Source organism: Rhodococcus sp. 24CO, assembly GCF_050586165.1.
Taxonomy (GTDB): domain Bacteria; phylum Actinomycetota; class Actinomycetes; order Mycobacteriales; family Mycobacteriaceae; genus Rhodococcus_F.
Genome location: NZ_JAZFNF010000007.1, coordinates 327,789 through 351,897, shown reverse-complemented (window position 1 = coordinate 351,897; position 24,109 = coordinate 327,789). Strand labels below are relative to the sequence as shown.

Sequence of the window (24,109 nt, the reverse complement as noted above, 5' to 3'; positions counted from 1 at the left end):
TGTGGGCGGCATGGCCCGTTTTCCGACTAGTGAACGATTTGTGCGCTGGACTACGGAACACGCGCGCGGCATCGACATCACCCTGGCTTGCGCGGTCGCCTTGATGAGCCTGGTCACCGCCGCCACAGCCGGAGTCTGGGCTGTGATCGTCTCGCTCGGCATGAGTGTCCCGTTGGCGTGGCGACGGTCCCGCCCTGAGTTGTCCGGCATGCTGATTGCCGGCTTCGCGGTACTGCACGTGCTGGTAATCGGCAACACTCTGCTCGGCTCCGCGATAGCCGTTCCCATCTCGCTGTATGCCCTCGCCGCATACGGCGCGCGGTGGAGCAGTTTCACCGGACTGGGGATCGCCTTGCTCGGGTCGATCGCGGCGGAGTTCCGATACTTCGGCTACGACGGTATTTCGTTCTCCGCGCAAGTGTTTCAATCGGTGGGCCTCATGATTTTCATGCTTGCGGTCTGGGCATTCGGTGACCTGCGGCGGGTGCGAACCAAACAACTCGAAGGTCTGACCGAACGCGCGCGACTGCTCGAACTCGAGCGAGCGCAGGAAGCCGAGATCGCCACCATCAGTGAGCGTTCGCGGATCGCTCGCGAGATGCACGACATCGTTGCCCACTCGCTCACCGTGGTGATTGCCCAGGCGGACGGCGGTCGATACAGCGCAGCCAAGGATCCGCAGGCAGCGGTTCAGGCGTTGGAAACCATCGCGTCGACGGGGCGGGCGGCTTTGACCGACATGCGTGCGCTTCTCTCGGTGCTCCGCGAAGATCGCCCGCGAGATTTTGCGGTGATTCCCGGCGCCGGTGATATCGACGCTCTGCTCGGGGACCTGCGCCGCAGTGGACTCGATGTCAACGCGTCCGTGACGGGAGAACCACGCGAGTTGTCGGCCGGTGCCGGTCTGACCGCGTATCGGATCGTGCAGGAATCGCTGACGAACGTACTCAAGCACGCCGGACCCGGTGCCCACGCGCGCGTCGAGATCACCTGGACCGATACCGAACTCGTACTTCGGATCGCCGACGACGGACGCGGCGGTAGTGCTGCACTTGTCGAATCCTCACCCGGCGGACAGGGCCTGATCGGGATGTCGGAACGCGCGCGGTTGCACGGCGGGACGATTACCGCCGGCCCCCAGGCAGGCGGCGGATACGCCGTGCATGCAGTGCTGCCGTACGAGAGGACCTAGGGTGTCATCCATGGACAACCCGGTGACTCCGATTGCAGTGGCTCTTGTCGACGATCAGCAATTGGTTCGAGCGGGTTTCCGGATGGTGATCGACTCACAACCCGACCTCGAAGTGGTAGTCGAGGCGTCCGACGGGCAGCAGGGCCTGAACCAGCTGGCAACTCGTCGGGTGGATGTTGTGCTCATGGACGTCCAGATGCCGAATATGGACGGGATCGAAGCAACGCGGCGGCTGCTGACCACGGCGGATGCCCCAAAGGTTGTCGTACTCACCACGTTCGACAACGACGAGTACGTGATGTCGGCCATCAGGGCCGGTGCCAGTGGATTCCTGCTCAAGGACGTGCCGCCGGAGCAGTTGCTCGACGCCATTCGCACGGTGCACCGCGGCGACGCCGTCATCGAGGCGCGGGCAACGCGGCGTCTGCTTCAGCATGTCGGACCACTCCTCGAAGGTTCCGCGCCTGAGGCGGCGTTGCCCGGCGATCTCACTCCGCGGGAGATCGAAGTTCTCGAGGCCATGGCTTACGGGCTGTCGAACTCGGAAATTGCGGCCAAGTTCCACGTCTCGGAAACCACCGTGAAAACTCATGTGGGACGGGTTCTTTCGAAAACTCGATCCCGCGATCGGGTGCAGGCAGTTGTCTTTGCGTTCCAGATCGGACTGGTGCGCCGCGCTGACCTGTTGAGTGCTGATTCGTAAGCTTGGAACTGCAGGACGTCGTACTGCTGAAGACTGATCCGGTGTCCTCCTGTGGGAGGACGCCGGCGAACTCGAAATCGGTCCGCGCTCCGACGCGCCCGCCCCCGACGCTCCCATAGCGTCGTAGACATGAATCAGCATAGGAACAGCGCGCCTGCAATCACGGCGCGCGGTGTCACCAAGGTCTACGGCAGCGGCGACACCGCCGTCCACGCATTGGGCGGCATCGACGTGGATTTCGGCCGCGGAATGTTCACGGCGATCATGGGTCCGTCCGGCTCCGGCAAATCGACGCTCATGCATTGCCTGGCAGGCCTCGACACGGTGACAGGTGGGCAGGTCTACCTCGGAGACACCGAGATCACCAAGCTCGGCGACACCGAACTCACCGAATTACGCCGCGAGCGAATCGGTTTCGTATTTCAGGCATTCAACTTGCTGCCAGTGCTGACGGCCCGCGCAAATATGGTGCTTCCGATGAAGTTGGCCGGCAGTGAACCCGAACCGGCATGGATGGACCAGGTGGTCACAACCCTCGGCCTGTCCCAGCGACTCGACCACCTTCCGCACGAGCTGTCAGGCGGGCAGCAGCAGCGCGTTGCGGTGGCGCGGGCACTGTTGCCACAACCGGACGTCATCTTTGCCGACGAGCCCACCGGTAATCTGGATTCACGCTCCGGCACAGAGGTTCTCGGTTTGCTCCGCACCGCTGTCCGGGAGAGCGGTCAGACCGTGGTCATGGTGACCCATGATCCGGTTGCGGCGTCGTATGCCGACCGCGTGGTGCTGATTGCGGACGGTCGTACGGCCGGGGAGATCTCCGGCCCCACCGTTGATTCGGTGATGGCCGCGATGCGCGGACTCGGGGCAGACGATCTCGCCCCCATTGGTTCGAGCAACGCCGGTTCGAGCAACGCCGGTTCGAGCAACGCCGGTTCGAGCAACGCCGGTTCGCGCAACGCCCCGCAACCGATCGGTGTCTACCGATGAGGGCACTGGCTTTTGCTCAGGCCCGGGCACATGCGGGCCGATACGTCGCGTCGATTCTTGCCGTGGTGATCGCCGTCGGGTACATCGTCGCGACGTTGACGTTGAGTTCGACGGTGACCGCGAGTGTGCGGACATCGCTTGCTGTGCAATATAATACGACGGATGCGGTCGCGTCGGGTCCGGACGTGAACCTCGAGATGGTGCGCGGCGTGCCGGGTGTGTCGGCAGTGGCCGAGGACGTCGCGGGATACGTCCGGGTCGATTCCGCGGAGCAGGGCGTGTCCTACGGTGACGTGCTGTCGGTGTCCGACAGTCCGCAGCTGCGTTGGCAGAGTCTCAGTCAAGGAGAGTGGCCTACCTCGCTGGGGCAGGTTCTCGTGAGCGCTGATTCGGGAATTCCCCTCGGCGTGGACATCATCGTGACTGCGGCGAATTCGGGGGATGGCGCAGCAGATCCGAGTGCCCGAGTTGTCGGGTTTGTCGATCTGAGTGGGTCGGCGCAACGACTCGGCGGCACCAAGGTGTTTGCCACACCGGAGCAGGCGGCGACGTGGGCGGGGGACTCCGCCACCCGCGAGTTCCGCATCGTCGGCGACGGTTCGGTGACGCCTGACCAACTTGTGGAGCGGGTGGCGCACGCGCTGCCGGCAGGGTCGACCGTTGTCAGCGCGGAATCCGCCACTGACGCCGCCGCGGCCCAGTACCTTGGCGGCACGGACATTCTCAGCACTGTCCTGCTGGCCTTCGGCGCGGTTGCGGTAGTCGTTGCGGCACTGGTCATTGCAAACACGTTTGCGGTCCTGCTGGCTGCCCGAACGCAGGAACTCGCGTTGCTGCGGTGTGTGGGCGCGACCGCTACGCAGGTTCGTCGCAGCATTCGGACCGAGGCAGCCGCAGTTGGAGTGATCGCATCGATACTCGGAGTGGGACTGGGCATCGGATTGGCGGCCACGATCGGTGCGGTGGCCACTGCCGCGGACGTACCGGTGCCGCTGTCGACTCTGACCGTCACACCGGTGACTCTGTTGGTCGGACTGGTGGTCGGAATTGTGATGACGATGGTTGCGGCGTCGGCGCCCGGCCGTGCGGCAACCCGGTTGTCGCCCTTGGCGGCGCTGGTACCGATGGAGTCGAAGCCCGAACACGTGGCAGCTTCGGTGATTCGGGTTGCCTTCGGCATCGTGGCGCTACTCAGCGGCATCGCGGCGACAGTGCTGGGTGTGATCGGACAGCAAGTGATGGTGGCAACAGTCGGCGGCTTGCTCTCGTTTGTCGGCATCGCGGCCCTGGCAGGTCGGATCGTGCCTGCGTTGATCACAGCGGCCGGCGGCGTCCTCGGGCGGATGATCGGCTCGGTGGGCGAACTCGCAGCGGGCAACGCCGGCCGGAATCCGCGTCGAACCTCTGCGACAGCACTGGCTTTGCTGATCGGAGTGGCATTGACGAGCACCATGGCGGTGGGTATCGCCACGGTGAAAGACGCGGCGCCGGTGGCGATGGACAACCAGTTTCCGGTCGATGTCATGGTGAACAGTTCCGGGTCCGCGCCGTTGCCGGAGGCTCTGGGCACCGACATCCGCGCGATAGCGGGAGTCCACGGCGTCAGCGGCCTGGTGAATGCAGATCTGATGCTCGACGGGCACGGGCCTCTGCAGGGGTACGGGGTGGACGCGGCGCAGGTGAAAGACGTTCTGCGTACCGATATTTCAGTTCCGGCGCCAGGTCAACTCGTGCTTTCGCCGGCCGAGTTGACCGACTACGGACTCGCTGCCGGCGACACCGTCACTGTGCGCGGAGACCGTGGACCATTCACCGTGAGTGTGATCGAGGGCGTGAAAGGGCAACCCGCACTGGTGGATCGAGCAGACCTAGCGGCGGCGTCCACCCCGACCATCGACGGTTACTGGGTCAGACTGGGCACCTCCACCGACGAAGAGGCGCTCGCCGTCACCGACCGCATCACCGAACTCGCGCGGCAGATCGCGCCGGGTAGCGACGTTCAAGGGATGACCGAGATGCGTTCGGCGATCGATTCGATCCTCGACACCATGCTCATGGTGGTCGCGGGCCTACTATCGGTTGCCATCCTGATCGCGCTGATCGGCGTCGGGAACACCCTGGCGCTCTCCGTTCTCGAGCGGCGCCGCGAATCCGGACTGCTGCGTGCACTCGGACTGACCAGGAAGGGAATTCGAGCGATGCTGATCTGGGAAGCGCTGTTGGTCGCAGGAGTCGCGTCGGTGATCGGTGTTGTCTTCGGCCTGGTGTTCGGAGTCGCGGGAACGGCGTCTGTTTTCGGACTTGGCGACGTGTCGCTCGGCGCCGTGCCCTGGGCGCAGTTGGTGGCCATCACCTTGATCGGTGGCGTTGCAGGAGTGGTCGCCTCACTCCTGCCTGCTCGGCGGGCCGGGATGGTCTCACCCGTCACAGCACTGTCGAGTTGAGACTCCTGGTCAAGTGCGATCAGATCTGCTTCGTAACCTTTTCGGTGCCCACTCGGCGCGCGGTAGCATCCGCGTCCGGGTGGGCTACCTGCACGAGCGACGCGCCGGCGGCCAGCACAGACAGCAGTCCGTCGATCAGTTCTTGCGCCGAATCCCACGACGCGCTGGACATCACACGATCCGAAGACGCGAGTTCGCGGGCGGCGGCGGATTCCGTTGCCGCGCGCACGGTTTCCGCAACCGATCGGCCTTCCAGGGCAGCTCCGGCGCCGGCGGCGCGGAACTGATCGCCATGCACTCGGATGGACGTCGCGTAGTCGGCAACCCCGATCGGCAGGTCGCTCAGGCCCTTGCCGAACGCATCGAGGGACAGTGCCGCGACCTCGGGGACATCGGCGACGTCATCGAGTCGATCCGCCGTCACGAAAGCCAGTTCGGCATCGGACTCGGGGGAGAGGACAACCTCACACCCGGCCCACCACACACCGAGTAGGACGGCAACGCTCTGCCAGTGGGCCGGTAGCAGCACCACCACCTGTGCTCCGGGCTCGAGAGCAAACTCGTCGCGCACCATGTTTGCGGTCTTGGCAGCCCAATTCATCAGGGTGCTTGCCGACAACTCGATACGCTCGCCGCTCGCGTCGTCGTAGTACGTGACCCGTGGTCCGGCAGGGTCGGCCGCAAGGATCGGTCCGAGGAGTGCGTCGGTGAGATTGTCGGCAGAGGAAGGCATCCGCTCAGTTTACGCAGAGCACTAGTTCACACAGCGGGGTCCGCTCAGTTCACACAGCGGGGTCCGCTCAGTTCACACAGCGCGGTCCGCTGGATGCAGCGTCGATCGGTGGTCCGGCGGGAGCAGGGGTTGGACTGGTCTCGGTTGTGCTCGCAGAATCCGGTGTCCCGGACGCTGAGGCCGAGCCGGAATCAGTTGGTGACACGGAATCGGCGGACGTCGGACCGGAGTAGTCCGAGGCGAGAACAACCCGGACGGTGTTCGAGGGCAACGACGAATCCGCTTTGACGGTCAAGCCGCCCAACGCTTCGGCGACGGCAAGGGCTGCGTCGTCGTCCTTGGACTTCGCAAAGACCGTTGACTCGGATACGTCTGCGCCGGTGTTGTTTCCGACTTCGCCTTCCCGGTAGCCGAGTGCGCTCATTGCCTCGGAGACTCCGCTCGCGAGTCCGCTGATATTGCTGGCGTTAGCTACGTCGACGGTGAATTTCGACGCATCGACGGTGGGCGCCGCCGAGGTGGTTTCTTCTTCCTCGACCTCCGCGCCGACGAGGTTCGCGATGTACTTCTTCACCTCTTTCGGATCGACCTTGACGATCGACTCGCCGTAGTCGGTCATTCCGTTGATGTCGAGCACCGGGATGGTTTCGAACTGAACCTTGCCGCCCGCCAGATTTTGCAGTTGCTTCGCGAATTCGATGATGTCCCAGTCGTCGTCGATCACGACGGAGCGTGACACGGCGTTGGTCAACGAGCTGAGTTTGCCGGGATCGCTGAGTGTTTTTGCGCTGAGAACCTGGCTGACGAGGGAGGCCATGAAGACTTGCTGACGCACGATGCGGTCGAGGTCGCCGCGGGGGAGATCATGACGTTGCCGGACGAAGCTGAGGGCGTTCGATCCGTCGAGAGTCTGTTTGCCGGCCGGAAAATTGGCGCCGGAGAGAGGCTCGTTCACGGCCGCGTTGAGGCATACGTCGACGCCGCCGACAGCATTGGTGAGCAGAACAAATCCGAGCAGGCCGACCTCGGCGTAGTGGTCGACAGTGATTCCGGTCAGGTTCGCGACGGATTCGATGAGTGCTTCACGGCCCGCTTCAGTGGATTTGCGGTCCGACTCCGATTCGCTGGCTCCGTTGTTGACCAGACGCAGACGCTCGGTCTCCTTGGTTGCTCCGAAGGCTCCGTTGATCTTCGACATGCCGATGCCGGGGACGTTGACGTACGCGTCGCGGGGAATGGAGATCGCGGTGGCGGAACTGCCGTCGTTGGGAACGCGGATCAAGATGATCGTGTCGGTGTTGGACGCAACTTCTTCACCGGCGCGTAGCGAATCCAACTCGCTTTGGCTCAGAGGATTTCCGTGCGCATCCGTTCGGCTGTCGGTTCCCACCATGAGGATGTCGATGGCGCCGTCCTTGCCGCCGCCCAAGCCAAGTCCGCTGGCGGTGGCCAGGGAATTGCGCAGTGAGTCCACCCCGCGCCACGCAAAGCCGGTAACCAGTAACACCAGGACCGAGGCAACGGCGATGGCGATCCGGCCTGGGCTGGTCTTCGCTCGACTCGGCGCAGGCTGCGGACGCACGCGGCGTTGTGGTTGCTGGTGTGACACCCATCCAGGTTACTGGTCGACTCGCGTCAGGTCGGTTACCTGGCGACGGCGTGCCAAACTGACGGGTATGACTAATATCCTGCTCACAGGGGCGCGCGGACAGCTTGGAAGTCGTATCGAATCGCTTGCGCTCTCGGCGGGTCGAGGCGTTGTGGCACTGGGTTCAGCGCAGTTGGACATCACCGATCGTGGTGCCGTCGACAAGGCCCTGACGTCCGATGTTCTCTCACCCGAGACGGTGGTGATCAACTGCGCCGCGTACACGGCAGTGGATGCAGCGGAGTCGGACGAGGCAGCGGCCACCGCAGTGAACGAGACCGGGCCGAGCAACCTGGCGTCTGCCTGCGCGCGGACGGGTGCCCGATTGATCCACGTATCCACCGACTACGTCTTTCCCGGTGACGCTCACAGCCCGTACGAGGTCGATTCGCCCACCGGGCCGTCGACGGTCTACGGCCGCACGAAGCTTGCGGGCGAGGAGGCCGTGCGCAAATCCGGCGCTGATTCCGTGATCGTTCGCACCGCGTGGGTGTACTCGGGTGAGGCCGGTGATTTTGTCGGCACGATGCGCCGCCTCGAAAGTGAACGGGACTTCATCGACGTCGTCGACGATCAGATCGGTTCGCCCACGTACAGCGTCGATCTGGCGGCCGGTCTGCTGGAACTGGCGTCACGTCCGTTTACGGGTACCTCGACGCTGCACGCGACCAACGCCGGGCAGGCCAGTTGGTTCGATCTGGCGCGCGCGGTCTTCGAAGAGGTCGGTGCCGATCCGAACCGGGTGCGACCGTGCACCAGCGCGGCATTTGTGCGTCCAGCGCCGCGCCCTGCGTACTCCGTGTTGTCCGGTGACGCGTGGGCGGCTGCGGGCCTGAGCCCGTTGCGCCCGTGGCGTGAGGCGCTTCACGACTCAATCGCGTGAGCAAAGTTCAGGTGGAGCGCTCCGGGCAGCTAGGCTGACCGGCGTGAGTCCCAAGCTGGCCGTGGTAACGGTGACGTACTCGCCCGGCGAGCATCTCGAGAACTTTTTGAGCACACTCGCCGAGGCGACGACAGAAAAACCCCAGGTCATCATGGCCGACAATGGGTCGACCGACGGAACTCCCGAGGCTGCCGACAGCAAGTACGAGCACGTTCGCCTGCTCCGTACCGGTGGAAACATCGGGTATGGAGGCGCGATAAATCGGGCTGTCGCGGAGATCGATCCCGCTATCGAATTCATCGTGATTTCCAATCCGGACGTCCAATGGAGCCCCGGTTCCCTCGACAAATTGGTTGCTGCGGCAGATCGGTGGCCAAGGGCCGGTGCGCTGGGGCCCAAAGTCCTCGAACCCGACGGCAGCGTGTATCCGTCGGCGCGATCGGTGCCCGACATCACTTCCGGTGCGGGACACGCAATTCTGGGCACCGTGTGGCCGAAGAATCCGTGGACCACTCGCTACCGTCAGGAGAACGAGGCGATCACCGAGCGCGCGGTCGGCTGGTTGTCCGGTTCGTGCCTGCTCGTTCGCCGCGATGCCTTCGACGCCATCTCCGGGTTCGACTCCCGTTACTTCATGTACATGGAGGATGTCGATTTCGGTGATCGCCTCGGAAAAGCGGGATGGCTCAACGTGTTTGTGCCCTCCGCGGAGGTCACTCATGCGAAAGGGCATGCGGCAGGGCGTCATCCGGAGCTGATGTTGCCGGCACACCACCGCAGTGCCTACCGTTTCCAGGCCGATCGCCATCCTCATTGGTGGCAGGCCCCGCTGAGGCTGGCGCTTCGCGGCGGCCTGGCGCTTCGTTCCAAGATCGCCGTCGCATCCGCACTGCGCGCTCGCACAGATTACTCGACCGATGACACTTCAGTTTCGAATCCCAGGGGACAACAACGATGACCGAACCTACTCCGACCGACGCGGTAATCCTGGTAGGCGGCAAGGGCACTCGCCTGCGCCCCCTGACCCTGTCGGCTCCCAAGCCGATGTTGCCGACGGCCGGTCTGCCCTTCCTGACGCACCTGCTCGCGCGGATCGAAGCTGCGGGCATCAAGCACGTCGTGCTCGGTACGTCGTTCAAGGCAGAGGTGTTCGAGGACTACTTCGGTGACGGATCGAAGATGGGTCTCGAGATCGACTACGTTTTCGAGAACGAACCGCTCGGCACCGGTGGTGGTATCCGCAACGTCCTTCCGAAACTTCGCGGCGACAACATCATGGTGTTCAACGGTGACGTACTCGGCGGCACCGACCTGAACGCGATCCTCGACACACACACGAAAACGGACGCGGACGTCACGCTGCACCTCGTCCGAGTCGGCGATCCGCGTGCCTTCGGCTGCGTGCCCACCGACGAAGAAGGTCGGGTGTCTGCGTTCCTGGAGAAGACCCAGGATCCGCCGACCGATCAGATCAACGCCGGCTGCTACGTCTTCAAGCGCGAGATCATCGAGCAGATCCCCGAGGGTCGCCCGGTGTCGGTCGAGCGCGAGGTGTTCCCGAACCTGCTGGCGGAGGGCAAGCGCGTCTTCGGTCACGTCGACACGTCCTACTGGCGTGACATGGGCACTCCGGAGGACTTCGTGCGTGGTTCCGCCGACCTCGTTCGTGGTATCGCTCCGTCACCCGCACTCGAGGGCCCGCGCGGCGAGTCTCTGGTGCATCCCGGCGCCGGTGTGGCTCCCGGAGCTGTGCTGATCGGCGGCACGGTTGTCGGACGCGGCGCAGAAGTGGGTGCCGGCGCTCGCCTCGACGGCGCAATCCTGTTCGACGGTGCCGTGGTGGAAGCCGGGGCCGTCGTCGAGCGATCGATCCTCGGATTCGGTGTTCGGGTGGGACCCCGCGCACTCGTCCGCGACGCGGTGATCGGGGACGGTGCCGATATCGGCGCTCGCTGCGAATTGCTCCGCGGCGCTCGGGTGTGGCCCGGTGTGACGCTGCCCGACGGTGGCGTGCGTTTCAGCACAGATGTGTGATTGTTGAGCTTCGCAACTGGAATAATGGCCGGATGACTTCATTTCCGAGCCGCTACGTCGCCCTCGGTGATTCGTTCACCGAGGGCGTCGGCGACACAGACGACAGATTCCCCAACGGACTACGAGGTTGGTCCGAACGCGTCGCGGAGCAGTTGGCAATCGGCAACCCGGATTTCCGATACGCCAACCTGGCTATACGTGGTCGACTACTCGGTCCGATCATCGAAGAGCAGCTGGGGCCCGCGCTGGCGCTGAAGCCGGACCTCGTGACGATCTACGCCGGCGGCAACGACATGATGCGCCCCAAGCTGGACCTCGATGCCGTGGTCGCTCGCTACGACACCGCGATTGCCGCGCTCACCGAATCCGGTGCTCGCGTAGTGATGTTCACCGCCTACGACACCGGGTGGTCGGCGTTCTTCGGCAAACTCCGTGGGCGGATGGCTATCTACAACGAATTGGTGCGCGAAGTCGCCGACCGACACGGCGCGACCATCGTCGACTTCTGGCGGTTCGCCGAATACCAGGATCTGCGGATGTGGGACTTCGACCGCCTGCACATGTCACCTGCCGGGCATCAGAACATGGCCGCTCACGTACTCGACGCCATCGGTGTGGACCACACCCTCACCGCGCCTGATCTCGGCCCCGTGCCGGTGCAGTCGAAATTCGAGGCCCGGCGCGAAGACCGTCAATGGACGCGAGAGTTCCTGGTGCCGTGGCTGGCCCGGCGCGTCAAGGGTGTGTCCTCGGGTGACGGAGTCCGCGCCAAGCGGCCCGAGTGGGCCCCGGCGTTTCAGTCCTGAGGCTTAGCTCGCAAGACGCAGTCTCGCCAGCGAGACCATGTGGTCGACGCTCTCGTGTTCGGCATTGGCTGGGAGCGAGTCGACGGGCCACCACTTCAGGTCCGTCGACTCCTCGCTGCGCACGATCGGTGAGTTGTCCGGTGCCACAACAAGAAACCTCAGGTCGAGGTGACGGGTGGGGACGCCGAGTGAACACGTGATGGGGTGCGTGTGCGCCGAAAGAAGTGCGGCGTCGATCCGCAGATCGTGAATTCCCGATTCCTCGCGAGCTTCCCGCAAGGCGGAATCGATCACAGTGTCATCGCTCGGTTCGCAGTGGCCGCCGAGCTGAATCCACTTTCCGACGCGCGGATGCAGAGTGAGCAGGACGTGTTTCAGGCTTTCGTCGACTACCAGCGACGACGCGGTGATGTGCCCCGGCGCATGACGACGAAGGCATCCGTCTGGTGCGGAGTCGAGAAAGGCCAACATGGTGTGACGGAGGGACTCGTCGTGCGCTGACGGCGTAGACCATTGTTCCAGAACATCTTTGGCGGATGCATGCAGAGTCTCGGCGCTCACCTACATCTCCACCAATGCGTCGCCGGGAGTGGGAGCCGTACGGGGAGTGAGCGGTTCGAGGGGGTGACCGACAGCGATGGCGCCGAGCGGTTGCCAATCGGCGGGCACGCCCAGATGTTCGCGCACCGTGTCGGCCGCAAAGATCGTCGAACCGATCCAGCAGCTCCCGATCTCACGGGTGGCGAGCGCGACCAGCAAGCCCTGCACTGCCGCTCCCGCGGCCACGGTGAACATCGTGGACTCCGCAGCGCTGCGGCGCTCGTCCGGGTAGCTGTGCGCGCCGTCGGGGACGCAGAACGGGATGACAACTTCAGGGGCGTCGAACAGGATGTTGCCACGCGCGACGCGGGCCTGCGCGGATTCCTCGGTGCGTCCGTCGGCCCGCAGATCGGTGAGCCACTTCTCGCGTAGTGCTTCCAGTAGCTGCTTACGAATAGTGTTGGTGCGCAACCAAACAAAGCGAACGGGCCGGGTGTGGTGCGGCGCCGGCGCGGTCAACGCCTCGGCGATGGACGACCGAATCGCGTCGGCGTCAACAGGTTCCTCGCTGAAAGCGCGAATCGAACGACGCAGAAGCAACGACTGGCCACGGCCCATCGCCGTGGCTTCGGCCGTGCCGAGCCAGAACAGATCGTCGGCGCCGCGACGGATGAGATCTTGGGCCGTGGAACCGTTGTCCTGGAAACGCAAGCCGCGGACCACCGCAACGGGCACTCCGCCGAGTTTGCCCTTGACCAGATCACCGGCGGCGGCGATTTCGTCGGCAACGGCGATCTCGGTCACGATCAGATCGTTACCCTGGCTGTCCTGCGCTCCGAGGTAACCGTGCAACACCGGGATTCCGGCGGCGCCGATCGCGGCGTCCGTCTGCCCGTTGCGCCACGCGCGGCCCATGGTGTCCGTCACGACGACGGCCACGGACTTTCCGGCGACATCGAGGAACCGAGCGCGCAGCGCGGCGGCACTCGCGTCGGGATCGACGGGAAGCAAAGCCAACTCGCCGCCGTCGACGTTGGAGCCGTCGATGCCGGATGCGGCCTGGACGATCCCGAGTTTGTTCTCCGTGATGAGGGTTCGGCCCTTGCGCGCTACGACGCGTACGGCTTCCTGATCGACGAGTACGCGCCGCGCGGCATCGCGCTCGTCCGGGTCGGTCGGGGACGAGACGATGCGGCCTTCGACCTTCGAGAACACTTTGCTCGTCACGACAAGGACGTCGCCGTCGCGGATCCACGGCGTTGCCTCGATGAGGGCAGCAGCCAAATCGTCACCCGGACGGAACTCCGGAAGACCCTGAACGGGAATCACTTCGATGGCTGCGCCCGGCGAGTGATCGCCGGGAGCCTGATCGGTCGTGTTTGTTGTCACAGCGACACTCCGGCGATATCGAATGCTGTGGCCACCATCTCGGCGGTGGCCGCGGGTGAGGACATGATCAGTGGGACGGCACGCACATCCACACCGTCGACGTCGGCGGTGTCGCCTTCGTCGATCAGCCAGCCGTCAAGGATGCCGTTGATCGACCGGGCGCCGTAATGGCGACCGATTGCTTCGGATGTCGTCTCGACGCCGATGACGTCGAGGCACTCGTCGGCCATTCCGCGCAACGGTTTTCCGCCGATCACGGGGGAGAGACCGATCACTTTGGCTGTGGTGGTGCGCAGTGCGCCACGAATGCCGGGCACCGCCAGAATCGCGCCGACACTGACAACCGGGTTGGACGGAGCGATCAGGACGATGTCCGCGTTCTCGATCGCCTCGAGCACTCCTGGGGCCGGCTTGGCCTGTTCGGCACCGACGTGAGCAAAGCTGTGGGTCGGGACGTGTGCGCGGTGACGTACCCACCACTCCTGGAAGTGGATCGCTTTCTGCTCGCCGTCTTCCGGGTCGGTGATCACGACGTGCGTCTCGCTGCGGTCGTCGCTGACGGGAATAAGGTCAACGCCGGGATTCCAACGATTGCACAACGCTTCGGTAACTGCGGAGAGTGGATAGCCCGTTCTGAGCATCTGGCTGCGGATCAGATGGGTGGCGATATCGCGGTCGCCGAGGCCGAACCAGTCCGGTTTTGCGCCGTACGCGGCGAGCTCTTCTTTTGCGTTCCAACTCTCGCCCTTGTGGCCCCAGCCGCGCTCGGTATCGATGCCGCCGCCGAGGGTGTACATGCAGGTATCGAGGTCGGGGCAGATGCGCAGGCCGTGCATCCAGACGTCGTCGCCGACGTTGACCACGGCTGTGATCCGGTGTGGGCCTTGATATTTCTCGAGCGTTTCACCACCGGAGATGCCGAGTGCATGTTGCACTCCTTGGAGGAAACGAGCTCCGCCGACGCCGCCAACCAATACAGTCACGTTCACTTGACAAAGCCTAGGCGGTGCTCGACTTGCCGTGTCCGCTGGGCGGTGTGTCAGATGCAAAACTCGGGCCGGAATACTAATGGATTCCTGTTCATTAGCTTGACCGCGACACGCTGGACGTGTGTAATCTCAAATGTGTCATTCCACCGATGTCGGCGAGTTTGCCTGCAGCGGGACCACATTCGAACGTAGTTTCGAGTGGTCAACGGGGTGGGGTTGAAATGGGTTGAAATACGGAGTGAAATTCTGCGCTATTACAGGTGAGGAGGCGGAACGATGCCCAATGAAAATGTCGAGATCAGTGCTCTGGCAATGACAGTGAGCTACGAACCGCAGACCGATTCCCAAGCAGGCGCAGCAGAAGGTGCCTGCAGTGAAATCGAGGCGGTGACTGCTCGGCCTGTGCTGAGTCTCGTGACCGGCTTCGAGGAACTGTTCGACACCATCGAGGATCAATGGCAGGAACGCGCACTCTGTGCGCAGACCGATCCTGAGGCGTTCTTCCCTGAAAAGGGCGGATCTACTCGGGAAGCCAAGCGAATTTGCCTCGGCTGTGAGGTTCGTGACGAGTGCCTCGACTATGCACTCGCCAACGACGAACGGTTCGGAATCTGGGGAGGGTTGTCGGAGCGCGAGCGTCGGCGTCTCAAGCGGGGGATCATCTGATCTGCTGCTGAATCGGTTCTGTCAGTGTCGGGGCTGACGGGACGGTCTGCGAAAAGTCTTGACCTGCAACGGGGAATTGCAGGTCGTGCACAGGCTTTCAGAGATATTCGCTTAAGGGATATGGGCTTTCGGCCCTAGCGTGCAGAGTACTTAGTCGTCTCGAGTACTAGTCGTCTTCAAGTGCCTAGTCTTCTTCAGGGAACGTCGGATCGATCACAGACGGATCGACACCGAGAAACGTACTGACCTGATGTACCAGCACGTCGTGAACCAGATCTGTGAGTTCGTCCGGATTCTTGGCACGCTGCTCCAACGGTCTACGGAACAACACAATTCGCGCACGTGTCGTCTTGCCGTGCCGATCGATGCCGGCGGGAATCAAACGTGAGAGTGGGACAGGTCCGTCCGCGACAACTTCCGGTGGCCAGTTCACCGAATCCGGATCACGGGCAAAAATCTTCGGAACCTCGTCGACGGCGATGTCGAGTTTTTTCAGCCGGTCGTGCCATGCCAGGTCAACCGGAGCAAACGCCTCCATCACGAGGAGATCGAATTTCTCCGCTCGGGTTCGCCGTGCCGGAACTTCCGGCGGCAACAAAGGTCCGCGCAGGCCGCGGCCGTGCCGTTCGATCGAACGGGTGGTGACCGAGCGTCTGCGGGGGGAGCGTGACATGGCGTCGAGATTACGACAGTGACGCTCCGTCGGTGTGTCCGAGTAGGTTCCCGCCGCGGGGAGGGCTAGGCTCCGTACCTGTGAGATCTCTGCGTCGCTGCTGCCGCCCCGGGTGCAAGAACCCCGCCGTCGCGACGTTGACGTATGTCTACTCGGATTCCACTGCGGTAGTCGGTCCTCTCGCGACCGTCGCTGAACCGCACTCGTGGGATCTGTGTGACAACCATGCGTCGCGTATCACGGTCCCCAAGGGCTGGGAAATGGTCCGGTACGAGGGTGGATTCTCGACCAGCACCCCGGACGAAGACGATTTGACCGCTCTTGCCGAAGCTGTCCGTGAGGCAGGTTTCGGTGACCGCGCCAAGGGACGTGAGGACACCGGCGTGTCCGCAGGCGATGACGCCCGTTCCGTTGCGCCGCCCGCGGTTCGCACCGGTCGTCGCGGTCACCTGCGTGTTCTGCCGGATCCGTCGGCCTGAATTTCCGGCCGCTTTTGCCTGACATCCCGTAGTCACGCGTGAAGCATTAGGCTTGCTCAGAACTTCCAGCGTCTTGCGAACTTCCAGTGTCCCGGTCGAGAAGATCCGCCGGGATGCGCACACAAGGAGAATGAATCAGTGGGGCGAACAGCCGAGTCGGTTGCTGCAATCATCAAGGCGTACGACGTCCGTGGCGTGGTCGGTGAGCAGATCGACGAAGATTTTGTCCGCGATGTCGGCGCGTCGTTTGCCCGCTTGGTTCGCGACGAGGAGGGCGCTGCATCGACCGTGGTGATCGGGCACGACATGCGTGAGTCCTCACCCGCGCTGTCGGCCGCGTTCGCCGAGGGCGTCGTCGCGCAGGGACTCGACGTCGTGCACATCGGACTGGCGTCCACCGACGAGCTCTATTTTGCTTCCGGGTTGTTGAACTGCCCCGGTGCAATGTTCACCGCAAGTCACAACCCCGCGAAGTACAACGGCATCAAGTTGTGCCGGGCGGGTGCCAAGCCGGTCGGTCAGGACACCGGCCTCGCTGTCATCTCGGGCGAGGTCGTCTCGGGAGTTCCCGAGTTCGACGGTCCGGCCGGCGCAGTCAGCAGTCAGGATGTGCTCGACGAGTACGCGAGTTACTTGCGTGGGCTGGTCGACCTGTCCGAGATGCGCGCGATGAAGGTTGCCGTCGACGCGGGTAACGGGATGGGTGGACACACAGCGCCAGCCGTCTTCGGTCCGATGCCGCTCGACGTGCTGCCGCTGTACTTCGAATTGGACGGCTCGTTCCCCAATCACGAAGCGAACCCGCTCGATCCGGCCAACCTGGTCGATCTGCAGGCCTACGTCCGTGAGACGGGCGCAGATGTCGGTCTTGCCTTCGACGGTGACGCGGACCGCTGCTTTGTCGTCGACGAAAAGGGTGACCCGGTGTCCCCGTCCGCCGTGACGGCACTGGTTGCCCAGCGCGAGTTGGCAAAAGAGCCAGGCGCATCGATCATCTACAACCTCATCACCTCGCACGCTGTGCCGGAACTGGTCACCGAACTGGGTGGCGTTCCGATCCGCACCCGGGTCGGCCATTCGTTCATCAAGCAGCAGATGGCCGATACGGGCGCAGTCTTCGGCGGCGAGCATTCCGCTCATTACTACTTCCGCGATTTCTGGGGTGCCGATTCCGGCATGCTGGCCGCGCTGCACGTGCTGGCCGCACTTGGTGAGCAGGACCGGCCGCTGTCGGAACTGATGGCCGAGTACACCCGGTACAGCGCCTCCGGCGAGATCAACTCGACAGTTGCCGATGCGGCCGATCGAACGGCTGCGGTCCTCGCTGCGTTCGCGGACCGCACAGACTCCGTCGACCGCCTCGACGGTGTCACGGTCAACTTGTCCGGTAATGCGTGGTTCAACCTGCGGGCATCCAACACCGAACCGTTGCTCCGACTCAACGTCGAAGCTCCGACGCAGGCCGATGTCGACGCGTTGGTCGGCGAGATTCTGGCGATCGTTCGAGGCTGAGTTCATTTTTCTGCCCGATTGGTTTGTCGGCGCGTCGGCCGCCTGGGATAGTTGGGGGACTATCCGCGCACGCGGTGTTGCGGTCGATGTTGGTTGCGAGAGAAGTTGTTACGGAGAAGGGGGTGCGGTGAGATGACAGCGCCGACACCGCTCCTCGACCTCGACGACAGTGACGCATTGTCAGCTGCCGATTCCGAGGGGTTACTGCGTTCAGTAGCCATGGGGGGCGCACAGATTCGTTCGACGGCTTCGGCGGTCGCGGAAGGCTCGCTCGATCGGTTGGCCGGGCTGCGGCCACGAAGCATCGTGTTGATCGCGGGATCGGCCGGCGCCAGACACGCCGCCCGGATCGCGGTTGCCTTGCTCGGCAATGCCGTGCCGTGCCCGCTGGTGCTGCTCGACCGGACGCCGTCGTGGGTCGGCCCCCTCGACGTCGTGGTGGTTGCGGGAGACGACGCGGGGGATCCGCGCCTGGTGGAGTCCGTCGACGGGGCGGTGCGCCGCGGCGCAGAAGTTGTTGTCGCGGTTCCCGAAGAGGGACCGATGCGAGCAGCAGCGGCCGGGCGCACGATGACCCTGCCGGCGCGTGTGTTCACTGCTCCGCGCCACACGATGATTCGCTTTCTCGCGGTCTTCGTCGTGGTGGTCTCGGCGCTCGACAACCGGGAGAAGAGCGAAGCGGGACCGTCGTCCCTCGATCGGATCGCGGATGCCGTCGACGCCGAAGCCATCAGCGACGGTTTGTCCAACGAGGTGTTTCACAATCCCGCCAAATCCTTGGCTACCAGAATGCGTGATCGCCGACTGGTCGTGTGCGGCAGCGGCGCGGTCGCCACGGCGCTTGCCGACTATGCAAGCGCGTCGCTTCTGGCATCGGGACGCTCCGCGGCTTCCGGTGAACTGTCGGATGTGATCGCAGCGGCACGGGCCCTGTTCGCTCCGACAGCAGGGGCCCGTGATTCGGTTTTTCACGACCCGTTCTTCCATGATCCGGAGCTCGACGGCCCGTTGCCGGTCGACCCGGTTCGGGCATTCGTTTTTGCCATGGAAGCGGGACGCGGCGAGGTTGTGCGACGCATGGATGCGCTGGCCGATGCGGATCTGGTGATTGCAGCAGACGAGGACAGCGCCAATACGGGGGTATCGGAAGTGGAACAGGTGTTTGTCTTGGCATCGAGGGTGGACATGGCGTCCGCATACCTGCAGTTGACGGGTGGGCCGCGCTAGTGCAAGAACTCGAGGGCGCTCTGCGGTCCTACGCCTGGGGGTCACGTACGGCTATTGCCGAACTTCGTGGGCTTCCTGTGCCGTCCGCACATCCCGAAGCGGAATTGTGGCTAGGCGCGCATCCGGGCGACCCCGCGCGCGTCGTCAACGACGACGGCAGCGAGTCGTTACTCGATGTGCTCGGCCGGGACCCGGCGCGGCAACTCGGTGAGCAGAACATCGAGGCCTTCGGTGAACGCTTGCCGTTCCTGCTCAAGCTGTTGGCAGCGGAGGAACCACTGTCACTGCAAGCGCACCCGAGTGCCCGTCAGGCAGAAGAGGGCTTCCGCCGGGAAAACGCCCTCGGTGTTCCGATGGACGCACCCGTCCGCAATTACAAGGACGGCAGCCACAAGCCGGAACTGGTCGTCGCCCTGAGCACGTTCGAAGCGCTCGCGGGGTTCCGCGAACCGACGAGGACTGTCAAGATGCTGCGCGCACTGGCGGTGCCCGAACTGGAGCCGTACATCGGTCTCCTTGAAGGACAACCGGATTCGGACGGCTTGCGGGCGTTGTTCACAACGTGGATAACCTTGCCGTCGACCGCGCTCGGAACTTTGCTGCCGGCCGTCCTCGCGGGATGCATCAGTTACGCGTCGTCGCGCGACGCCGAATTTGCCGCGGAGATCCGTACCGCGCTCGAACTCGGCGAATCGTACCCGGGTGACGCCGGAGTGCTGGCTGCGTTGCTGCTGAACCGGGTCACCCTCGAACCAGGTCAGGGAATCTTCCTGGCTGCGGGGAACCTGCACGCCTACCTGCACGGACTGGCCGTCGAGATCATGGCGAACTCCGACAATGTTCTGCGCGGCGGTCTCACCCCTAAATACGTCGACGTGCCCGAGTTGCTTCGGGTCCTCGACTTCAACGGATCCGACATCACGATTCTCGACCCGTCGCCGCACGCCGGCAGCGCGGACATCGTCTACCCGACGCCCGCTCCGGAATTTCGGCTGACGCGAATCGAATTGAATGCAGAAGTGACGAACAGCGTCGTGCCTGCCGGGGACCCACGCATCCTGATCTGCACCGAGGGTTCGGTCACGGTGCGCTGTGGGACTGGCGAACTGGAACTCGATCGTGGTCGCGCAGCCTGGATTTCCGCCGATGAACCGCTCGCGACAATCTCTCCGCGAAGCACGACGGCACAGGTTTTCAGCGCCACGGTTGGCCGATAGTCGTGTCGGCAGAAGGTGGGAAGAAGGCAATCCTGGCCGCTTTGGGGGCCAATGCCGGAATTGCCGTAGCCAAATTCGTGGGATTCATGATCACCGGGTCGTCGTCGATGCTTGCCGAGTCAGTGCACTCGGTTGCCGACACGTCCAATCAGGGACTGCTACTGCTCGGACAGAAGAAGGCCGAGAAGGAAGCCGACCAACTGCACCCGTTCGGCTACGGACGCAATCGCTACTTCTACTCGTTCGTGGTTGCTCTGGTGCTCTTCACCTTGGGTTCGCTGTTCGCGATCTACGAGGGTATTCACAAGATTCAGCATCCGGAGGAACTCAACTCGGCGTTTGTGGCCGTTGTCATCCTCGTGATCGCCATGTGCCTGGAAGGGTTCAGTTTTTACACCGCGATGAAGGAATCACGTCCGCTGAAGGGAAACGCGTCGTGGTGGTCGTTCATCCGGACGTCGCGCAGTCCTGAACTACCGGTTGTCCTCCTCGAGGACACTGGCGCACTGATCGGACTGGTGCTGGCACTGGGCGGCGTCGGCCTGACGATGGTGACCGGCAATCCGGTGTTCGACGGCATCGGCACCCTGTGCATCGGCGTGCTACTCGGCATCATCGCGATCGTGCTGATCATCGAAATGCAATCCCTGCTGATCGGGGAAGGCGCGACCAGCGTCGAAACCGATCTCATCCTGGCCGCGTTGGTCGACGGAACCCGCATCGAACGAGTCATCCACTGCAAGACCCAGTACCTCGGTCCCGAGGAGATTCTGGTTGCGGCCAAGGTTGCCGTTCCGCTCGGTTCCACCATCTCGGATGTCGCGACCGCAATCGACGAGGCGGAAGCGCGTGTGCGTGCTGCTGTTCCGGCGGCACGCGTGATCTACATCGAGCCCGATCTGGACAAACTGGTGACTCGCAAACCCTGAACAAAGCCTCTCGCACAGGCTTAGGCTGATGCCATCTCTAAGGAGGCGGCAGTGGCGATCAAGGACGAGGCCGGATCCGGTCGTTCCAATTTGTTCCGAACCAAGTCGATAGAGCAGTCCATCAAGGACACCGACGAACCCGAGACCAAACTCCGAAAAGATCTGAACTCCTGGGATCTCACCGTATTCGGGGTTGCGGTGGTCATCGGTGCAGGAATCTTCACACTCACGGCTCGGACGGCAGGCAATGTCGCCGGGCCGTCGGTGTCTCTGGCGTTTGTCATCGCCGCGGTTGCCTGCGGCCTGGCGGCACTCTGTTACGCCGAATTCGCGTCGACGGTTCCCGTCGCCGGTAGCGCGTACACCTTCTCGTACGCGACGTTCGGCGAGTTCGTCGCGTGGATCATCGGCTGGGACCTCATCCTCGAATTCGCGTTGGCGTCGTCCGTGGTGGCAAAGGGGTGGTCGCTGTACCTGGGTGAGGTGATGGGCTCACGAAGTCCGATCGTCGAGTGGGGTCCGGTTTCATTCGACTGGGGTGCTGTGCTGATCATCGCGGTCATCACAGTGTTGCTGGTGACCGGAACCAAACTGTCGTCGCGGGTGTCGTTGGTGATCACGTCGATCAAGGTGGCCGTGGTGCTCCTCGTGATCATCGTCGGCCTGTTCTACATCGACACGGACAACTACACGCCGTACATTCCGCCGTCGGAGCCCGGTAGTACCGGCGAGGGCATCCATCAATCGTTGTTCTCCTACGTCACGGGCGCAGGCGGCAGCACGTTCGGATGGTACGGACTCCTTGCAGCGGCGAGCCTGGTGTTCTTTGCGTTCATCGGATTCGACGTCGTTGCCACCACTGCGGAGGAAACGAAGGAACCGCAGAAGGCATTGCCGCGAGGAATTCTCGGTTCACTTCTCATCGTCACCGTGCTGTACGTGGCGGTGACGCTGGTACTTACGGGAATGGTGAATTACACAGTGCTCGAGGGTGACACGTCCAATCTGGCAACGGCATTCGCGTTCCACGACATCACGTGGGCAAAGAACGTGATCTCGTTCGGTGCTCTCGCCGGACTCACAACCGTGGTGATGGTGTTGATGCTGGGGCAGACTCGTGTGCTTTTTGCGATGGCCCGTGACGGTTTAATGCCGCGCCGGCTGGCGCCGACGGGTAAGCACGGAACTCCGGTTCGGATCACCGTGCTCGTCGGCGTGGTGGTTGCCGTACTGGCCGGCTTCTTCCCGATCGGCACGCTCGAGGAAATGGTGAACATCGGAACGCTGTTCGCTTTTGTTCTCGTCTCGATCGGAGTGGTGGTACTGCGCCGGACGCGTCCGGACCTGCCCCGCGGATTCCGGGTTCCTCTCGTGCCTTGGGTGCCGATTCTGGCGGTGTTGGCCTGCGTGTGGCTGATGTTCAATCTGTCGGTGGAGACGTGGATCCGGTTCGTCGTCTGGATGGCGCTCGGTGTCGTCATCTACTTTGCGTACAGCCGTCGGCATTCGTTGATCGGAAAGCGCGAGCGCGGCGAAATCGACTAAGTGTACAAATTTAAAGATTTGTATAGTTTTTTTACAACTTGGACAGTATTGTCTACTTCATGGTGAAGTGACTCACAGTCGTGGGTCGTTCCGGATGGAGGAGGCACACAGTGTCGACGCACATGAGCGCGCAATCCGATCAGATATCGGGGGAGTGGCGGGACAAGAAGCGGGATCTTTGGCTACTCGGCTTGGTTCCCCCGATCGCGATATTCATCGCCGCGGGGATGGTGGCCCTGTTCAACAACATCGGTCTGGGCGGCGTGTCGCCTCTCTGGTGGTGGATCGGGCCGCTGCTCGTTTACGTGTTGTTGCCGATCCTCGATATCTTCTTCGGGCCGGACGGCGAGAACCCGCCTGACGAGGTCATGGAGAGGCTCGAGAACGACAAGTACTACCGCTACTGCACGTACATCTACATTCCGTTCCAGCTGGTCAGCCTGGTCATGGCCTGCTACTTGTGGTCGGCTACGGACCTCTCGTGGCTCGGTATCGACGGCGGACTCGGATTGGTATCGAAGATCGGTGTGGCGATCACCGTCGGGTGTGTTGCGGGCATCGGAATCAATACGGCGCACGAACTCGGCCACAAGAAGGACGATCTCGAGCGGTGGTTGTCCAAGATCACTCTGGCGCAGTCCTTCTACGGTCACTTCTACATCGAGCACAACCGCGGTCATCACGTCCGGGTGGCAACGCCGGAAGATCCCGCGTCCTCACGATTCGGTGAGAGCTTCTGGGCTTTCCTGCCGCGCAGTGTGTGGGGATCCCTGCGATCGTCGTGGGAACTCGAAAAGGCGCGTCTCGATCGATTGGGTAAGAAGCCGTGGACAATTCGCAACGACGTCCTGCATTCGTGGTTGATGTCGGTAGTGCTGTTCGCAGTCCTCACCGCCGTGTTCGGGCTGTCGATTCTGCCGTTCCTGGTCCTGCAGGCCGTCTTCGGGTTCTGTCTGCTCGAGACGGTCAACTACCTCGAGCATTACGGACTGAAGCGGACGAAGTTGGCCAGCGGCCGGTATGAGCGCGCCGCGCCCGCGCACAGCTGGAACAGTGACCACATTTGCACCAACATCTTCCTGTATCACCTGCAGCGGCACAGTGATCACCACGCCAACCCCACCCGTCGTTATCAGACGCTTCGGAGTATGGACGGCGCACCCAATCTTCCGAGTGGCTACGCCAGCATGATCATGCTGGCCTATGTTCCACCCCTGTGGCGAAAAGTGATGGATCCCAAGGTCATTGCTCACTACGACGGCGACATTACTCGGGTCAATATCCAGCCGGGCAAGCGCGAGAAGATCCTCGCGCGGTACGGAGCGAGCGCATGAGTGCCTACAAATGCCCCGTGTGCGACTACGTCTACGACGAAGTGAACGGCGCACCGCGAGAAGGTTTTCCGGCAGGAACGCCGTGGGACGCAGTCCACGACGACTGGTGCTGTCCGGATTGTGGTGTTCGGGAAAAGTTGGACTTCGAAGCTGTTTCGGCAAGGGCAGGGGAGTGA

At 63.2% G+C, this 24,109-nt stretch carries 23 protein-coding genes; 17 read left to right on the top strand and 6 right to left on the bottom strand.

Annotation, left to right across the window (positions count from 1 at the left end):
- Nucleotides 1-10 precede the first annotated feature (10 nt).
- From V2B23_RS19430 to V2B23_RS19415, 4 genes are all read left to right on the top strand, one after another.
- Complete coding sequence (locus V2B23_RS19430; protein WP_430951834.1) at nucleotides 11-1,192, top strand: sensor histidine kinase; 1,182 nt, start codon at nucleotides 11-13, stop codon at nucleotides 1,190-1,192.
- Between the two features lie 10 nt (nucleotides 1,193-1,202).
- Nucleotides 1,203-1,895, top strand: coding sequence for a response regulator (locus V2B23_RS19425; protein ID WP_430951833.1), 693 nt, complete (start codon nucleotides 1,203-1,205; stop codon nucleotides 1,893-1,895).
- Nucleotides 1,896-2,024: 129 nt separating this feature from the next.
- Nucleotides 2,025-2,885, top strand: a complete 861-nt coding sequence (locus V2B23_RS19420; RefSeq protein WP_430951832.1) for an ABC transporter ATP-binding protein — start codon at nucleotides 2,025-2,027, stop codon at nucleotides 2,883-2,885.
- On the top strand, nucleotides 2,882-5,329 hold the full coding sequence (locus V2B23_RS19415) for an ABC transporter permease (RefSeq protein ID WP_430951831.1): 2,448 nt from the start codon (nucleotides 2,882-2,884) through the stop codon (nucleotides 5,327-5,329). Before V2B23_RS19420 ends, V2B23_RS19415 begins: the two co-directional genes overlap by 4 nt.
- A gap of 19 nt (nucleotides 5,330-5,348) precedes the next feature.
- Here the strand turns inward: V2B23_RS19415 and V2B23_RS19410 are convergent, their stop codons facing one another.
- Complete coding sequence (locus tag V2B23_RS19410) at nucleotides 5,349-6,062, bottom strand: TIGR03089 family protein (RefSeq protein ID WP_430951830.1); 714 nt, start codon at nucleotides 6,060-6,062, stop codon at nucleotides 5,349-5,351.
- A 67-nt stretch (nucleotides 6,063-6,129) separates the two neighbouring features.
- Nucleotides 6,130-7,590, bottom strand: a complete 1,461-nt coding sequence (locus V2B23_RS19405; protein ID WP_430951968.1) for an LCP family protein — start codon at nucleotides 7,588-7,590, stop codon at nucleotides 6,130-6,132.
- A gap of 148 nt (nucleotides 7,591-7,738) precedes the next feature.
- On the opposite strand from V2B23_RS19405, the gene rfbD reads away from it, so the two are divergent.
- Genes rfbD through V2B23_RS19385 form a run of 4 tightly spaced genes read left to right on the top strand, consistent with a single transcriptional unit; the run spans nucleotide 7,739 to nucleotide 11,433 of the window.
- On the top strand, nucleotides 7,739-8,593 hold the full coding sequence (gene rfbD / locus V2B23_RS19400) for a dTDP-4-dehydrorhamnose reductase (RefSeq protein WP_430951829.1): 855 nt from the start codon (nucleotides 7,739-7,741) through the stop codon (nucleotides 8,591-8,593).
- A gap of 43 nt (nucleotides 8,594-8,636) precedes the next feature.
- Nucleotides 8,637-9,551: a glycosyltransferase family 2 protein gene (locus V2B23_RS19395; RefSeq protein WP_430951828.1), complete on the top strand. Its 915-nt coding sequence runs from the start codon at nucleotides 8,637-8,639 to the stop codon at nucleotides 9,549-9,551.
- Nucleotides 9,548-10,627, top strand: a complete 1,080-nt coding sequence (locus V2B23_RS19390) for a sugar phosphate nucleotidyltransferase (RefSeq protein ID WP_430951827.1) — start codon at nucleotides 9,548-9,550, stop codon at nucleotides 10,625-10,627. Before V2B23_RS19395 ends, V2B23_RS19390 begins: the two co-directional genes overlap by 4 nt.
- 32 nt (nucleotides 10,628-10,659) lie before the next feature.
- On the top strand, nucleotides 10,660-11,433 hold the full coding sequence (locus V2B23_RS19385) for an SGNH/GDSL hydrolase family protein (RefSeq protein WP_430951826.1): 774 nt from the start codon (nucleotides 10,660-10,662) through the stop codon (nucleotides 11,431-11,433).
- A 3-nt stretch (nucleotides 11,434-11,436) separates the two neighbouring features.
- Here the strand turns inward: V2B23_RS19385 and V2B23_RS19380 are convergent, their stop codons facing one another.
- From V2B23_RS19380 to cofD, 3 genes are read right to left on the bottom strand one after another with little or no spacing between them, the layout of a single operon-like run.
- Nucleotides 11,437-11,994 carry an NUDIX hydrolase gene (locus tag V2B23_RS19380; protein WP_430951825.1) on the bottom strand — a complete coding sequence of 186 codons (558 nt, stop codon included), beginning with the start codon at nucleotides 11,992-11,994 and terminating at the stop codon, nucleotides 11,437-11,439.
- Complete coding sequence (locus tag V2B23_RS19375; RefSeq protein WP_430951824.1) at nucleotides 11,995-13,362, bottom strand: coenzyme F420-0:L-glutamate ligase; 1,368 nt, start codon at nucleotides 13,360-13,362, stop codon at nucleotides 11,995-11,997.
- Complete coding sequence (gene cofD / locus V2B23_RS19370) at nucleotides 13,359-14,351, bottom strand: 2-phospho-L-lactate transferase (RefSeq protein ID WP_430951823.1); 993 nt, start codon at nucleotides 14,349-14,351, stop codon at nucleotides 13,359-13,361. Before cofD ends, V2B23_RS19375 begins: the two co-directional genes overlap by 4 nt.
- Before the next feature lie 402 nt (nucleotides 14,352-14,753).
- On the opposite strand from cofD, the gene V2B23_RS19365 reads away from it, so the two are divergent.
- Entirely contained in the window at nucleotides 14,754-15,017 is a 264-nt protein-coding gene (locus V2B23_RS19365) for a WhiB family transcriptional regulator (protein WP_165826358.1), read from the top strand.
- Between the two features lie 184 nt (nucleotides 15,018-15,201).
- Here V2B23_RS19365 and V2B23_RS19360 read toward each other — a convergent pair whose 3' ends face one another.
- Nucleotides 15,202-15,690, bottom strand: a complete 489-nt coding sequence (locus tag V2B23_RS19360; protein ID WP_430951822.1) for a metallopeptidase family protein — start codon at nucleotides 15,688-15,690, stop codon at nucleotides 15,202-15,204.
- A gap of 80 nt (nucleotides 15,691-15,770) precedes the next feature.
- On the opposite strand from V2B23_RS19360, the gene V2B23_RS19355 reads away from it, so the two are divergent.
- From V2B23_RS19355 to V2B23_RS19320, 8 genes are all read left to right on the top strand, one after another.
- The gene (locus tag V2B23_RS19355) at nucleotides 15,771-16,169 is read left to right on the top strand and encodes a DUF3499 domain-containing protein (RefSeq protein ID WP_033231204.1); all 399 of its coding nucleotides are present in this window, start codon (nucleotides 15,771-15,773) and stop codon (nucleotides 16,167-16,169) included.
- A 138-nt stretch (nucleotides 16,170-16,307) separates the two neighbouring features.
- Nucleotides 16,308-17,681 carry a phosphomannomutase/phosphoglucomutase gene (locus V2B23_RS19350; protein WP_430951821.1) on the top strand — a complete coding sequence of 458 codons (1,374 nt, stop codon included), beginning with the start codon at nucleotides 16,308-16,310 and terminating at the stop codon, nucleotides 17,679-17,681.
- Between the two features lie 132 nt (nucleotides 17,682-17,813).
- Nucleotides 17,814-18,908 carry a tobH protein gene (locus tag V2B23_RS19345; protein ID WP_430951820.1) on the top strand — a complete coding sequence of 365 codons (1,095 nt, stop codon included), beginning with the start codon at nucleotides 17,814-17,816 and terminating at the stop codon, nucleotides 18,906-18,908.
- Nucleotides 18,908-20,125 (top strand): mannose-6-phosphate isomerase, class I, encoded by a 1,218-nt coding sequence (gene manA, locus V2B23_RS19340; RefSeq protein ID WP_430951819.1) that lies wholly within the window; start codon nucleotides 18,908-18,910, stop codon nucleotides 20,123-20,125. The genes V2B23_RS19345 and manA overlap by 1 nt, the downstream gene beginning before the upstream one ends.
- 2 nt (nucleotides 20,126-20,127) lie before the next feature.
- Entirely contained in the window at nucleotides 20,128-21,054 is a 927-nt protein-coding gene (locus V2B23_RS19335) for a cation diffusion facilitator family transporter (RefSeq protein WP_430951818.1), read from the top strand.
- 51 nt (nucleotides 21,055-21,105) lie between these two features.
- A complete protein-coding gene (locus V2B23_RS19330) occupies nucleotides 21,106-22,599 on the top strand; it encodes an amino acid permease (RefSeq protein ID WP_430951817.1) in 1,494 nt (497 codons plus the stop codon).
- 122 nt (nucleotides 22,600-22,721) lie between these two features.
- Nucleotides 22,722-23,933: an alkane 1-monooxygenase gene (locus V2B23_RS19325; protein ID WP_430951816.1), complete on the top strand. Its 1,212-nt coding sequence runs from the start codon at nucleotides 22,722-22,724 to the stop codon at nucleotides 23,931-23,933.
- On the top strand, nucleotides 23,930-24,109 hold the full coding sequence (locus tag V2B23_RS19320; protein ID WP_430951815.1) for a rubredoxin: 180 nt from the start codon (nucleotides 23,930-23,932) through the stop codon (nucleotides 24,107-24,109). Before V2B23_RS19325 ends, V2B23_RS19320 begins: the two co-directional genes overlap by 4 nt.

Excerpts from the sequence above, each read along its gene's own strand:
- V2B23_RS19430 (WP_430951834.1), top strand. The coding sequence starts at position 11 with ATGGCCCGTTTTCCGACTAGTGAACGATTTGTGCGCTGGACTACGGAA.
- V2B23_RS19420 (WP_430951832.1), top strand. The coding sequence starts at position 2,025 with ATGAATCAGCATAGGAACAGCGCGCCTGCAATCACGGCGCGCGGTGTC.
- V2B23_RS19360 (WP_430951822.1), bottom strand. The coding sequence starts at position 15,690 with ATGTCACGCTCCCCCCGCAGACGCTCGGTCACCACCCGTTCGATCGAA.
- rfbD (WP_430951829.1), top strand. The coding sequence starts at position 7,739 with ATGACTAATATCCTGCTCACAGGGGCGCGCGGACAGCTTGGAAGTCGT.
- V2B23_RS19325 (WP_430951816.1), top strand. The coding sequence starts at position 22,722 with ATGAGCGCGCAATCCGATCAGATATCGGGGGAGTGGCGGGACAAGAAG.
- V2B23_RS19385 (WP_430951826.1), top strand. The coding sequence starts at position 10,660 with ATGACTTCATTTCCGAGCCGCTACGTCGCCCTCGGTGATTCGTTCACC.
- V2B23_RS19415 (WP_430951831.1), top strand. The coding sequence starts at position 2,882 with ATGAGGGCACTGGCTTTTGCTCAGGCCCGGGCACATGCGGGCCGATAC.
- V2B23_RS19320 (WP_430951815.1), top strand. The coding sequence starts at position 23,930 with ATGAGTGCCTACAAATGCCCCGTGTGCGACTACGTCTACGACGAAGTG.
- V2B23_RS19425 (WP_430951833.1), top strand. The coding sequence starts at position 1,203 with ATGGACAACCCGGTGACTCCGATTGCAGTGGCTCTTGTCGACGATCAG.
- V2B23_RS19410 (WP_430951830.1), bottom strand. The coding sequence starts at position 6,062 with ATGCCTTCCTCTGCCGACAATCTCACCGACGCACTCCTCGGACCGATC.
- V2B23_RS19390 (WP_430951827.1), top strand. The coding sequence starts at position 9,548 with ATGACCGAACCTACTCCGACCGACGCGGTAATCCTGGTAGGCGGCAAG.
- V2B23_RS19345 (WP_430951820.1), top strand. The coding sequence starts at position 17,814 with ATGACAGCGCCGACACCGCTCCTCGACCTCGACGACAGTGACGCATTG.